This window comes from Streptomyces sp. NPDC002690, assembly GCF_053592415.1.
This window is the reverse complement of record NZ_JBSFVR010000050.1, coordinates 1-12,956: the sequence shown is the minus strand read 5'-3', so window position 1 is coordinate 12,956 and position 12,956 is coordinate 1. Positions and strand designations below refer to the sequence as shown.

General features: G+C 70.4%; 13 protein-coding genes. 7 read left to right on the top strand and 6 right to left on the bottom strand.

All coding sequences use genetic code 11. The features are described from left to right. Positions 1–316: 316 nt before the first annotated feature. Entirely contained in the window at positions 317–943 is a 627-nt protein-coding gene (locus ACWD3D_RS09890; RefSeq protein WP_451460401.1) for a GTP-binding protein, read from the top strand. Positions 944–1,036: 93 nt separating this feature from the next. Here the strand turns inward: ACWD3D_RS09890 and ACWD3D_RS09885 are convergent, their stop codons facing one another. Then, entirely contained in the window at positions 1,037–1,465 is a 429-nt protein-coding gene (locus ACWD3D_RS09885) for a PPOX class F420-dependent oxidoreductase (protein WP_451460400.1), read from the bottom strand. 139 nt (positions 1,466–1,604) lie between these two features. Between ACWD3D_RS09885 and ACWD3D_RS09880 the strand changes: the two genes are divergently transcribed. Then, on the top strand, positions 1,605–2,009 hold the full coding sequence (locus ACWD3D_RS09880; RefSeq protein WP_387368862.1) for a roadblock/LC7 domain-containing protein: 405 nt from the start codon (positions 1,605–1,607) through the stop codon (positions 2,007–2,009). 199 nt (positions 2,010–2,208) lie between these two features. Here the strand turns inward: ACWD3D_RS09880 and ACWD3D_RS09875 are convergent, their stop codons facing one another. Further along, complete coding sequence (locus ACWD3D_RS09875) at positions 2,209–4,410, bottom strand: SpoIIE family protein phosphatase (protein ID WP_451460399.1); 2,202 nt, start codon at positions 4,408–4,410, stop codon at positions 2,209–2,211. A 223-nt stretch (positions 4,411–4,633) separates the two neighbouring features. On the opposite strand from ACWD3D_RS09875, the gene ACWD3D_RS09870 reads away from it, so the two are divergent. Beyond that, the gene (locus tag ACWD3D_RS09870; protein ID WP_451460398.1) at positions 4,634–5,704 is read left to right on the top strand and encodes an enoyl-CoA hydratase/isomerase family protein; all 1,071 of its coding nucleotides are present in this window, start codon (positions 4,634–4,636) and stop codon (positions 5,702–5,704) included. Positions 5,705–5,738: 34 nt separating this feature from the next. On the opposite strand, the gene ACWD3D_RS09865 is transcribed toward ACWD3D_RS09870, so the two are convergent. The 3 genes from ACWD3D_RS09865 to ACWD3D_RS09855 form a co-directional block, all read right to left on the bottom strand. Further along, positions 5,739–5,966 carry a hypothetical protein gene (locus tag ACWD3D_RS09865; RefSeq protein WP_451460397.1) on the bottom strand — a complete coding sequence of 76 codons (228 nt, stop codon included), beginning with the start codon at positions 5,964–5,966 and terminating at the stop codon, positions 5,739–5,741. Positions 5,967–6,039: 73 nt separating this feature from the next. After that, entirely contained in the window at positions 6,040–6,552 is a 513-nt protein-coding gene (locus ACWD3D_RS09860; protein ID WP_451460396.1) for a hypothetical protein, read from the bottom strand. 188 nt (positions 6,553–6,740) lie between these two features. Continuing rightward, complete coding sequence (locus ACWD3D_RS09855) at positions 6,741–8,123, bottom strand: FAD-binding oxidoreductase (RefSeq protein ID WP_451460395.1); 1,383 nt, start codon at positions 8,121–8,123, stop codon at positions 6,741–6,743. Positions 8,124–8,307: 184 nt separating this feature from the next. On the opposite strand from ACWD3D_RS09855, the gene ACWD3D_RS09850 reads away from it, so the two are divergent. Then, entirely contained in the window at positions 8,308–9,156 is an 849-nt protein-coding gene (locus ACWD3D_RS09850; protein ID WP_451460394.1) for a pentapeptide repeat-containing protein, read from the top strand. 65 nt (positions 9,157–9,221) lie between these two features. Here the strand turns inward: ACWD3D_RS09850 and ACWD3D_RS09845 are convergent, their stop codons facing one another. Further along, positions 9,222–9,881, bottom strand: a complete 660-nt coding sequence (locus ACWD3D_RS09845) for an NADPH-dependent F420 reductase (RefSeq protein WP_451460393.1) — start codon at positions 9,879–9,881, stop codon at positions 9,222–9,224. 187 nt (positions 9,882–10,068) lie between these two features. Between ACWD3D_RS09845 and ACWD3D_RS09840 the strand changes: the two genes are divergently transcribed. The 3 genes from ACWD3D_RS09840 to ACWD3D_RS09830 form a co-directional block, all read left to right on the top strand. Beyond that, positions 10,069–10,620, top strand: coding sequence for a GH25 family lysozyme (locus tag ACWD3D_RS09840; RefSeq protein ID WP_451460392.1), 552 nt, complete (start codon positions 10,069–10,071; stop codon positions 10,618–10,620). 141 nt (positions 10,621–10,761) lie between these two features. Further along, positions 10,762–11,775: an alcohol dehydrogenase AdhP gene (adhP, locus tag ACWD3D_RS09835; protein WP_451460391.1), complete on the top strand. Its 1,014-nt coding sequence runs from the start codon at positions 10,762–10,764 to the stop codon at positions 11,773–11,775. 192 nt (positions 11,776–11,967) lie between these two features. Next, the coding region (locus ACWD3D_RS09830; RefSeq protein WP_451460390.1) for a cbb3-type cytochrome c oxidase subunit I at positions 11,968–12,956 on the top strand (989 nt) is incomplete at its 3' end.

Here is a 12,956-nt window from a genome sequence, read left to right as displayed (position 1 = left end):
CGTCCCTATTGGTACGGACCAATCTGGCCGGAAAAGATCGTCAGGCCCGGGCCCACGTGCTCGATTGATGTCGCCATACGGGCATCCGTGGACCACCTTCCGGCCGCAACGATCAAATTGCGATCGCCTCCCTCGTCCGGCCGGCCGGCTTGTCATGCTGCTCTGGACCTGACCGGCACACGTGCCGGGAAATTACTCGACCGAGTCCGAAGGGGTGCGCCCGATCCGCGTGGGCGCCCCCGGCAGCTCATGGGGGAGAGAAGTGACGATGGCCTCCGAGCACGCAGGCGGTGCAGTCCGTGAAGACGGTGACGGGGTGAGCGCGGACGGGGACGCCGCGTCGGGGGAGGCCGGTGGCGAGAACGCCGAGAACACAGCTCTCGCCCTCAAGATCCTTGTCGCCGGAGGATTCGGTGTCGGCAAGACCACCCTGGTCGGTGCCGTCAGCGAGATCCGCCCGCTGCGCACCGAGGAGTTGCTCAGCGAGGCCGGGCAGACCGTCGACGACACCGGAGGCGTGGAGCGCAAGACCACGACCACGGTCGCGATGGACTTCGGCAGGATCACCATCCGCTCCGGGCTCTCCCTCTACCTGTTCGGGACCCCGGGACAGGACCGCTTCTGGTTCCTGTGGGACGAACTGTCGCAGGGAGCGCTCGGAGCCGTCGTCCTCGCCGACACCCGCCGACTGGAGGACTGCTTTCCGGCCGTCGACTACTTCGAGCACCGGCGCATCCCGTTCGTCGTCGCCGTCAACTGTTTCTCCGGAGCGCGTTCCTACGACGAACAGGACGTGTCGCTCGCCCTCGATCTGGACCCCGGGACGCCGGTCGTCCTGTGCGACGCGCGTGACCGTGCCTCCGGCAAGGAGGTTCTGATCAGGATGGTCGAGTACGCCGGGCGGATGCACACCGCCCGGCTGCTCGACTCCGTGGGACAGTAAGGCCGTCCGCAGGTCCGTCCCCCGTGCTGTTCACGGCCCGCTCGCAGGTCCTCGCGGGCCCGCGAGCCGTACCGTCCACTGCCGTGGGGGTCCTCAGTCGGCGATGTCGGCCATCGAGACCACCTTCTCGATCCTTACCCGCACGAGCAGTTCGCCCGGGACCGCGTTGCGGCGGCCGTACTCCGCCGCGGCGTCCGCCCCCACGTACCGGGCGGCGATCCGGGTCGCCCAGTCCAGCAGTTCCCCGGGGTCCTCGCTGAGCCCGGCCCGCCCCTGGACGACGGCGAACGAGAACGGCGGCCGGTCGTCGTCCACGCACAACGCCACCCGGCCGTCCCGCGCCAGGTTGCGCCCCTTCACCGTGTCCTTGCCGGTGTTGAAGACCAGGTCCTTCCCGTCCAGCAGGAACCAGACGGGCGCGATGTGGGGACTCCCGTCGGCCCGCACGGTGGACAGCTTGCCGGTGCGGGTCCCCGCCGAGAGGAACGCCCGCCACTCTTCCTCTGTCATGTGGTGTGCCATGTGCCCATCCTGCGCCGCCGGCGCGCGAGTGGCGCGAAGCGACGCCCCGAAACCCATGAGCCGCTTGCCCGCAGGGGAGGTGTGCGCAAGGCTTACGCGCGACGAGGGGTACGGGGCAGTGGCAACGGGGAGGGCACGCATGGCGTTGGACCGGGGACTCGACTGGCTTCTCGACGATCTCACCAGCAGGGTGGAGCACATACAGCACGCCTTGGTGCTCTCGAACGACGGACTGGTGACAGGAGCCAGCACGGGCCTCGTTCGGGAGGACGCGGAGCACCTGGCGGCGGTCTCCTCAGGGCTGCACAGCCTGGCGCGGGGCTCGGGAAGACACTTCAAAGCGGGCAGAGCACGGCAGACGATGGTGGAGTTCGACGAGGCGCTGCTGTTCGTCACTGCGGCTGGGGACGGAAGCTGCCTCTGCGTACTCACCGCGGCCGAAGCCGACGTCGGGCATGTGGCGTACGAGATGACACTGCTGGTCAACCGGGTCGGTGAACACCTGGGCGTAGCCGTCCGGCAGGAGGACACCTACCCCTTCTGAACAGCCGCGCCCGGCGTGCGGCCCGTCCGCCGCCACGCCGGCCCGGTCCGGGGGACCGGAGACGTCTCACCACCGGTCGGACATGTGCCCGGTACGTGCCGCGAGCAGTCCGGCAGGCCCTCGCGACCGAGTGCTTCGAGCCAATTTCGGTTCCGACCCCCCTTGGGTGGTGAACACCGCACGGAAGACCGCGCGTTCGTCAGATGCCCGGCTCTCCGGCGGGGGCACGACCGACAGCCTCCGGCCCGTGCGGGGACTCCGGCATCTCCGAGTGCTCCGGCTCGGGCACCTCCGTGGCAGCGGGCGGGCCGGGTGGCCCGATCTCGCACCACACGGCCTTTCCCTCGCCCCGGGGCTCGATTCCCCACCGGAGGGCGACGGCGTCCAGCAACAGCAGCCCGCGGCCCGAGGTCGACGTCTCGCCCGGGGAGCGCCTGCGCGGCCACACGCTGGAGCGGTCCTGGACCGAGAGGCGTACGCGGCGCACGGGCTCGGGAAGCACCTCCATCGTGAGCACCGCCCCTCCCTCGGTGTGCAGCAGCACATTGACCAGAAGCTCACCGGTGACGAGTTCGGCGTCGTCGGCGAAGCCCTCCATGTCCCAGTCGGCCAGTGCCTGCCGGACGATCGAGCGGGCGTCCGAGAGGCCCTCGGGGTCGGCCTGGTGGATGTATTGGTGCAACCGGGGCGCCACGGAGGACCCCACGTCCGGACTGCGCCGCAGCACCAGCAGAGCGACGTCGTCGCCCGAACCCCAGCGCTCCCACAACCGCTCGGAGAGATGATCGGCGAGCGCCTCGGCTTCCGGCGGCCCGGTCCGCACCTCCTGCGCCAGCACCGCCAGCCCGGTGTCGATGTCGGAGCCCGGCTCCTCCACCAGGCCGTCGCTGAAGAGCACGAAGGTCTCGCCCGGCATGAGATCGAGACGGGTCTCGGGGAACTCCTCATACCCGAAGTACGTCGCAGCTCCGAGCGGAAGGCCGCCCCTGACCTGAGGTCTGCCGACCCGCCCGTCGGCGTGCCGGACGAGCGGCTCGAAATGGCCCGCGCGTGCCACCCGCAGAGCGCCCGAGCCCAGATCGGCCTGTGCGTAGGTGCAGGTGGCGAAGCGGTCGGTGTCCAGTTCGGCGAGAAAGCGTGAGGCCCTGGCCAGCACGGTCGCCGGGGGGTGCCCCTCGGCGGCGTACGCGCGCAGGGCGATCCGGAGCTGTCCCATGATCGCCGCCGCATGGGTGTCATGTCCCTGCACGTCCCCCACCACCAGGCCGTACCGGCCGTTGGGCAGTGGGATCGCGTCGTACCAGTCTCCGCCGACCTCGCGCCCGGTCCGCGCGGCGTGGTAGCGCACCGCGATCTCGCCGCCCTCGACGCTCTGGATCCGCCGGGGCAGCATCGCAGCCTGCAGCCCGGTGGCGAACTCGCGCTCCTCGTCGAAGAGCATCGCCCGCTGCAGACTCTGCGCGAGGATGGCCGCGAGGCCCAGGCAGAGGATGCGCTCGTCGGCGTTGAACGACATCGGCTCGGCGTAGAACATCGCCAGCCCGCCCAGCGAACGCGACTGGGCGACGAGCGGCAGGTAGGCGGCGGAGGAGAAGCCCAGATGGTCCACGTGGGACTTCAGCGCCGGATAACGCCGGACCAAGTCGTCGGGGGAGGTGATGAACCGAGGACGGCCGCTGAGGATGCTGTCGACCAGCGGCAGCTTTCGGCCGAGATCGCCGGAGCCCAGTCCGTCGAACGCTTCCAGCGTCTGCCCGCTCACCGCGACGACGTTCAGTGACGCGTTCTCCACCAGCCCGAGCGTCACCCCGTCTGAACCCAGCCTCGCCGTACCACCCGGCCCGGTCAGCGCCGCCGTCACGTCGTCCACGGAGGCGGCGCGCGACATGGCACTGGTCGTCCGCTCGACGATGCTCGTCTGACGCTGCCGTCGCTTCTCCAGTTCGAGTACGAACTCCGAGTGTGTGACCTCCGCCGTCGCGTCCCGCACCACGCCGACGATGCGGTGGGCCCTGCCGTCCGGGTGGCGCAGAATGCGGGCCTGCGCGTGCGTCCACTGCACCTCACCGTCAGGCATCGGTACCTGGAAGTGCACGCTGTACGAACTGGCGCCGCCGGTGACGGCCTCGTCGATGGACAGGTCCAGGCGTTCACGTTCCGAGGGCTCCAGCAGCTCGACCAGCGTCCCCGGACGGCTCGCGTCGAACGTTCGGGGATCCACCCCGAACACGATCAGCCCGGCGTCGTCCACGTTCATGGTCCGGGTCTCCAGGTCCCAGTCGAAACTCCCGGTCCGGTTCATCGCCAGCCGCTGGACCGTGCCGATCCCGCTCTCGGGCGCGGGGGCGTCCGAGTGCGACTGCGCGGACGGGTTCTCCGCGGACTCTGTCTGTTCGATCATTGCGGCTCCGGAGGTCGTCCGGCGGCGGGCCCTACGGGCTGCGAGGAAAGACCCTGGTCGTCCAATTGTCGAGCCGCTCCGGTGGGAGTGCCACAGATGCTGGTGGGATCGCCGCGAGCCCGGACGCCCCGTGTGCGGGTGCTGTGGGGCGGCGTCGCAGAATGGCGGGCATCGGCCGTCCGCGCCCGCGGGCTCTGCCGCGGAACACGTACCGGAGCCCTCCATGACCGACGACGCCCCCGTCCTCCCGCACACCGACGGTCACGTCCGCCACATCACCCTCAACAGGCCGCGCGTGCTGAACGCCCTCGACCACGCGTCGGTGCGCGCCCTCGACGCGGCGCTCGTGGCGGCGGAACACGATGACACCGTCACCGCGGTGGTGATCTCGGGCGCCGGGGACCGCGGTCTGTGCGCGGGTGGCGACATCCGGGCCCTGCACGACGACGCCCGGGCCGGCACGGGCGCGTCTCTGGACTTCTGGCGCGACGAATACCGGCTCAACGCGCGGATCCACCGGTATCCCAAGCCGTACGTCGCCTACATGGACGGCATCGTCATGGGCGGCGGTGTCGGGGTCTCGGCGCACGGGAGCGTACGCGTCGTGACCGAGCGTTCGCGGATCGCGATGCCGGAGACCGCCATCGGATTCGTGCCGGACGTCGGCGGGCTCCACCTGCTGTCCCGCGCCCCCGGCGAACTGGGAACCCACCTCGCGCTCACCGGCCGGTCCGTCGGCGCCGCGGACGCACTGCTGTGCGGCCTCGCCGACCACCATGTCCGCTCGGAGGACCTCCCGGCCCTCACGGCCGCGCTCTCCGGGTGCACGGCTCCCGACGAGGTGACGCGCACCGTCCTGCGCCACACCACCGACCCGGAGGCCGGTGTACTCGACGCCGCACGCGACTGGATCGACAGCTGCTACACCGCCGACACCGTCGGCGGGATCGTGGACCGGCTCCGCGACCACGGGGCCCCCGACGCGAGGGAGACCGCCGAGGCGCTCCTCACGCTGTCACCCACCGCACTGGTGGTCACCCTGGCCGCCGTGCGCCGCGCGCGAGCGGCGGGGAGTCTGGAGGAATCGCTCGACCAGGACTTCCGCGTCTCCACGCGCGCTTTCGCGCACCCCGACTTCGTCGAGGGCGTGCGGGCAAGGATCGTGGACAAGGACTACGCGCCCCGCTGGTCGCCGGCTCGCACCGAGGACGTGCGCGAGAGCGACGTGGCCCGGTACTTCGCGCCGCTGGGCGCGCGGGAACTCGGGCTGGCACCGGGCCACGGCGAAGACTGACCCCGCCGCGTGCCGCGCACCGGGGCGGCGGGGCTCACCGGCTGCTCGCCGACAGACTGGGCCGCAGCGCCCGGACGAGAGCGAAGAGCCGTTCCTCGTTCCCCGCGAGGTCGGCGTCCCGGAGCGCCCGGTCGGCCTCCTCCATCGGTGCGGTGAGCAACGGCAGGCACGACGGCGCATCCTGCGGCTCGGTGAGTACGGCCCGGGTGGCCTCCAGCAGCCTGACGTAAGCCTGGGCCGCGGCGAGCTCGTCCTTCTCCATCTCGGCTTCTCCTGGTCAGAGGTGTCGGACCATCAGCATCTCCCACGGGTCTGACAACGACCGGCAACCGGACTCACCGCGGACGCGGTCCGTCACCCTCCGGCCGCCCGCCGGACCCGGACGGCGGCTCCACCTCCAGGAACCTGCGCCGCCGGGGACCCCGGTAGAGCAACGCCGTCCAGCCCAGTTCGCGCAGGACACCCGCGCACCGGGTGAGTGACTCCTCCTCGCTCCGGGAGGCGCCGCTGCCCACAGGGCCCACCCACTCCACGCGGACCGTGCCGGGCAGGGAGCCCGCGTGGACCAGATAGCCCGTCGTGGCCCGCAGGCCCGAGGCGTGCAGGGCCGACGGCCCGACACCGGCCGCCTCCAGAGCCAGTGCCACCGCCCGTACGGGCCGCAGGACTTCCCAGGCGGCGGGCACCGACTCGGGCGCGGGATGCTCCGAGTTGGTCAGGCGACGGATCTGCAACAGGCCCTCGTGGGCGGTGGCCACGGCAGCGGCGCGGGCCGCCGCGGCGGCTTCCGGCAGAACCGGACCGTCCCCGGTCGCGGGCTCGAACCCCGACTCCTCAGCGTTCGCCATCGCCTCGCCCCACCATCCCTCGCCCCGTCCCCGAAATCGGCTGTACCGAAGTGCTGCTGTACCGAAGTGCTGCACCGAAGTCCCGCTGTACCGAGGTCCCGTGCCTCCTTTGGCCAGTGTGCCGCGACCCACTGACAACGACAGCGGTACCAGCCCGGTGCCGCCCTGCCGCGCGGTGCGTCGGCGGGTCAGGCCCCCGGGACGTCCGCGGTCAGCACCTTGCCGGGATTGAGAATGCCGTACGGGTCCAGGGCGGACTTCACGGCCCGGTGCATGGCGATTACGGCCGGACCCAGTTCCCTGTTCAGGCCGCCCATCTTCAGCAGCCCCACGCCGTGTTCGCCCGTCACCGTGCCGCCGAGCGCGATCGCGTCGTCCAGGATGTCCTCGAACGCGGCCTGGGCCCTGGCGCGGGCCGCCTCGTCCCCGGGCGGTGTGATGATCAGCGGGTGGAGGTTACCGTCGCCCGCGTGTGCGATATTGGCCACCAGGATGTCGTGCCGGACGGCCGTGCGCTCGATCCTTGCCAGCATCTCCGGCACCGCGCTCCTCGGGACGCACACGTCCTCGGTGAGGACCGGGCCCAGGCGCTCGAGTGCCGGGTACGCGAGCCGTCGTGCCTCGAAGAGCGCGTCGGCCTCCTGCTGGTCGGTGGAGACCGCCGCCCAGGTCGCTCCGGCGCGCTCGAAGCACTCCCGTACGCGCTCCGCTTCCGCGTCCCCCTCGGCCCCCGGGGTGTCCACCCTGCCCAGCAGGACCACCTCGGCGTCGGCGGACAGCCCCATGTTCTTCCACGCGTCGACGGCGGCGAGACAGTGCCGGTCGACGAGTTCCAGTGCCGAGGGGATGATGCCCGAGGCCGTGACGGCACTGACCGCCTCGCCCGCGGTCACGACCGAGGAGAAGTATCCGGCGACGGTCCGCTCGGCGGGCCGCTCGGGCCTGAGCCGCACGGTGATCTCGGTGATCACGCCGAGGGTGCCCTCGGAACCGACCATCAGACCGGCCAGGTCGTAGCCCGCGACGCCCTTGGCGGTGTTCCGCCCCAGTCGGACGGTCTCGCCCAGCCCGTTCACGACCTCCAGGCCCAGCACGTAGTCGCGGGTCACGCCGTACTTCACGCAGCACATGCCGCCCGCGTTCGTCGCCACGTTCCCGCCGATGGTGGACCACGGGGAACTGGCGGGATCCGGCGGGTACCACAGGCCGTGCTCCGCGCAGGCGGCCCGCAGGTCGTCGTTGACGACGCCCGGCTGCACGACCGCCAGCCGCTCGGCGGGGTCGATCCGCAGCACCGCGTTCATGTCCTCGAAGGAGAGCACGATCGCGCCGTCCACCGCGTTGGCCCCGCCCGAGAGCCCCGTACCGGCACCGCGCGACACGAGCGGAATCCCGTGCTCGACGCAGTGCCGCACCACCGCGCGCACCTCGTCCGTGTTCTGCGGCCTCACCACCGCCCTGGGCATTCCGTACGGCGCCCACTCGGCCTCGTCGTGCTGATAACGGGCCAGACCCGCCGGGTCCGTGAGTACCCGCCGGGCCGGGATGCTGTCGACCGGTGCGTTCGTCATGACGGTGGCCACCTCCTACAACGATGTATGTGCCATCCATCATGGCGCGTGCTGATCAGGGTGCCGGAAGCGGGCTGCCCGGCTGCCGGAATCGCGGCCGGCGAAATTCGGGCGACCGCGCAGAACGCCGTGACTAAGCTGCACGCGCCCGTCGCTTCGCAGGAAACGCAGAGGAACAGCGAGCATGCGCCTGACACCCCGGATACCCGGCCCCGATCCCGGCACCGCGCCGGGCGTCCTGCGCGCCGACTGCGCCAACTGCTTCGGACTGTGCTGCGTCGCCCTGACCCTCTTCGCGTCCCCGGACTTCGCGGTCGACAAGGAGGCGGGCGAGCCCTGCACGCACCTGCGGGAGGATTTCCGCTGCGGAATCCACCGGCGACTGCGCCCCGCCGGATTCGCCGGATGCACCGTGTACGACTGCTTCGGCGCCGGCCAGAAGGTCTCCCAGGGCGTGTACGCGGGCCAGGACTGGCGTTCCCGTCCGGAGACCGCGGAAGAGATGTTCCGGGTGTTCCGGGTGATGCGTCAGCTCCATGAAATGCTCAGCCATCTGACGGAAGCCCTCGCCCTGCCCGCGCCCGCGTCGATCCGCGGGGAACTGCGGCGGGCGCACGAGGTCACGGAACGCCTCACCCTGGAACCCGCCGACCAACTGGCGGGTCTCGACGTGTCCGCGCACCGGGAGACGGTCGCACCCCTGCTGCGCGGGGTCAGTGCCCTTGTCCGCGCAACCGTGCCGGGGCGCCCCGGAAAGCGGAGCCCCGGCCGTGATCTCTTCGGGGCCCGGCTCCGGGGCGCGGATCTGCGGGGCGCGGACCTGCGGTCGGCGTGCCTGGTGGCGGCGGACCTCACCGGCGCGGATCTGGGGCTGGCGGACGTGATCGGAGCCGACTTCCGTGACGCCGGCCTCGCGGGCGCCGACCTGACGGCCACCCTTTTCCTGACCCAGGTCCAGCTCAACGCGGCCCGGGGCGACGGCGCGACGAAGATCCCGCCGTCCTTTACCCGCCCCGCCCACTGGGACGTCTGACGGCGGCCGGCACGGCGTTCGTCCGACCACACCGTACGGATGATCGGCGCGGAAGCGTGGGGGAGTCAGGCCCGCCACTCCGCGGTGCGCTCGGGTGAGGCCGCCGCCAGGGCCTTGAGAATCGCTTCGCCGTCGCCCCGGTTGCCGTACACGGGCGTGCCGGGCTGCTGGCGCCACGACTCGTCCAAGCCGCCGGCGTCGACCGTGTCGAACCCCAGCTCGTCGATGAGGTCCCGTACCACCGTCTTCGCCTTTTCGTCGTCCCCTGCCACGGGGAGCGCCTGCCGGCCAGGGGTTCCCCGCGGAAGCCCACGGTCCAGGATGTCCTGGGCGAACGTGCCGTTGAAGGCCTTGACGACCGGGTGGCCGATCTTGGCCTCGGTCCATCGGCTCTCCGGCAGCCCGTCCTCGATCTCCTCGATCCGGCCGTCCCGCTGCATCGGGTAGTAGTTGCCGGTGTCGATCACCACGACGCCGTCGGCCGCATGGTCAAGGAAGCCCGCGGGCAGGTCCGGGACCGACCTCAGCGGCACGGTGACCACGACGATCCGTGCGCCGCGTGCCGCCTGGGAGGCCTTCGCCGCGGTGGCGCCGGTTTCCGCGACGAGTGCTTCGAGAGTCTCCGGGCCGCGCGAATTGGCGACGGTCACATCGTGACCGAGGGCGGTCAGACGCCGGGTCAGGTTGCCGCCGATATTGCCCGCACCGATGATGCCGATCTGCATATGATCCGACCTTCTTCATGGAGTGTCGCAAGGCGAATGGTCGCTTTCGGTACGCCAACCTCCCCTTCCCGCCTCTTATTCCTGCCGACGAATCGTTACTTCAGCCGAAGCGGAAGTGGGGAGGGCCCGCTGCGGGCATCTGAAGAGACGAGGGCGGACATCCCGGACCTCGCCGGAAGGTGGCCCCATGCTGCACGGAATCGATGTCAGTTCCTACCAGGAGACGTTCGACACCGACGGAGTGGACTTCGTCTTCATCAAGTCGACGGAGGGAAGTTCCTACGTCAATCCACACCTGGCCGCGCAGGTGAAGCGGGCGCGGGACGCCGGATGTGTGGTCGGCTTCTACCATTTCCTCTGGCCCGGCCATGTGGCAGCACAGGTGCGCCACTTCCTCGCCGGAACGCCGGAGAAGAAGGGGGACCTTTTCGCCGTCGACTGGGAGGAGACCGGTGACGGTACCCGGGCCGGTAACGCCGACAAGGACAAATTCCTCCACGAGTTGAAACGGCTCCGCCCGGACCACCGGGCCCTGCTCTACTGCGGCCGTTCGTTCTGGCTCGACGTCGACAGGACCTCGTACGCGGGCGACGGCCTGTGGATCGCGGATTACGTGGAGCCGGGGGAGCCGCGCATCGAGGCGGAGTGGCGCTTCCACCAGTACACGGACCATCCGCTCGACAAGAACGTGGCGGCCTTCGCCTCGCCCGCCGAGCTGCGCGACTGGGCCGGGGGATAGGACCTCCGCCGGATGCCCGTGCGCGGAGTCGCGCCGATCGGAAACAGTCCAGGTGGCTTAGGATATTTTGTGGCTAATGTCCGATCTGGTGTTGCGGTGACCTCCAAGCCTCCGGCGCACCGGACGAACGGAGGAGTGCCCGTGAAAGCCGCCGTGGTCCGCAGTTTCACCGAACCTCTGACCGTGGAGGAGAGGCCCGTCCCCACCCCCGCGCCGCACCAGGTGCTGGTGCGGATGGAGACCTCCGGCCTCTGTCACACCGACATCCACGCCGCCCGGGGGGACTGGCCCGTGAAACCGGCGCCCCCCTTCGTTCCCGGCCACGAGGGAATCGGCGTGGTCGAAGCCGTCGGTGACCAGGTGAACCATCTCTCGGCGGGGGACAGAGTGGCGATCCCCTGGCTCGGAGAGGCCTGCGGCCACTGCGACCACTGCGTGTCCGGATGGGAGACCCTCTGCCTGGAGCAGAGCAACAGCGGCTACTCCGTCGACGGCAGCCACACGGAGTACGCCGTGGCCCACGGCACCTACGTCGTGCCGGTGCCCGAGGGGATCGACCCTCTCGACGCCGCCCCGCTGACCTGCGCGGGAGTGACCACGTACAAGGCGGTGAAGCTCTCGGGCGCCCGTCCCGGCGCGCGGGTCCTCGTCTCCGGAATCGGAGGCCTCGGCCACCTCGCGCTCCAGTACGCGCGGATCTTCGGCGCGGAGACCATCGCGGTCGACGTCACCGACGAGAAGCTGGCACTGGCCCGGGAACTGGGCGCGGACCACATCGTCGACGCGCGTACCCAGGACGTGGCCGAGGAGGTCCAGAAGCTGGGCGGCGCCGACGCGGCGATCTCCCTGGCGGTCAGCAACGAGTCCTTCGCCGCCGCGTACGGATCGCTCCGGCGGGGCGGGACGCTGGTCCTCGTCGCACTGCCGGCCGAGGGCACGCTCGCGTTGCCGGTCTTCGACACGGTACTGAACGGCATCACCGTCGTCGGCTCGATCGTCGGCACCCGCGAGGACCTGTCGGAGGTCTTCCGGCTGCACCGGCTCGGCCGCACCCGGGTCGTCCGTGAGACCCGGAAGCTCGACGACATCAACAGCTCGATCGACGAGGTGCTGGAGGGAAAGGTGTCCGGCCGCCTCGTCTTCGATCTCCGCTGAGATCTCCTCCGACGCCCCGACGCCCCGACGCCCCGACGCCCCGACGGCGGTGAACCCGCCGCCGTTGGGCTGTTTGAGTGTCCTTGGCCCCCGGTGGCGCCCCACCGGGAAGGATGTCCCACAGGGTCGAACCCCACCGGGCCATTCTGGTCGGCGAGTCCGCAACGGGCCGTCGATCAAAGGAGCGTCGCAGTGACGACGAGGGGTACCTCAGAACCGGTGGAATCAGAGGCCGCGTACGCGGACGAACTGCCGGTACGGCGCAAGCAGCCGGGGAACGTCGTCATCAGATGGCTGACCACCACCGATCACAAGACGATCGGCACGCTCTACCTGATCACGTCCTTCGCCTTCTTCTGCGTCGGCGGCATCCTCGCCCTGGTCATGCGTGCCGAGCTGGCCCGGCCGGGCAACCAGATCATCTCGAACGAGCAGTTCAACCAGGCGTTCACTATGCACGGCACGATCATGCTGCTGATGTTCGCGACGCCGCTGTTCGCCGGTTTCACCAACTGGATCATGCCGCTGCAGATCGGCGCGCCCGACGTGGCGTTCCCGCGGCTGAACATGTTCGCGTACTGGCTGTACCTCTTCGGTTCACTCATCGCGGTGGCGGGCTTCCTCACCCCCAACGGCGCCGCCGACTTCGGCTGGTTCGCCTACTCCCCGCTCACCGACGCGGTCCACTCCCCGGGTGTCGGCGGCGACCTGTGGATCATGGGTCTGGCCTTCTCCGGATTCGGTACGATCCTCGGCTCCGTCAACTTCGTCACCACGATCGTCTGCATGCGCGCGCCCGGCATGACGATGTTCCGGATGCCGATCTTCGTGTGGACCGTGCTGCTGACCGCCGTCCTGGTCCTGCTGGCCTTCCCGGTCCTCGCCGGCGCACTGCTGGCCCTGGAGGCCGACCGGAAGTTCGGGGCGCAGATCTTCAACCCGGCCAACGGCGGCTCGCTGCTCTGGCAACACCTCTTCTGGTTCTTCGGGCATCCGGAGGTGTACATCATCGCGCTGCCGTTCTTCGGGATCGTCAGCGAGGTGATCCCGGTCTTCAGCCGCAAGCCGATCTTCGGTTACATCGGTCTGATCGCGGCCACCATCGCCATCGCGGGTCTCTCCGTGACGGTGTGGGCGCACCACATGTACGTGACGGGCGGCGTGCTCCTGCCGTTCTTCTC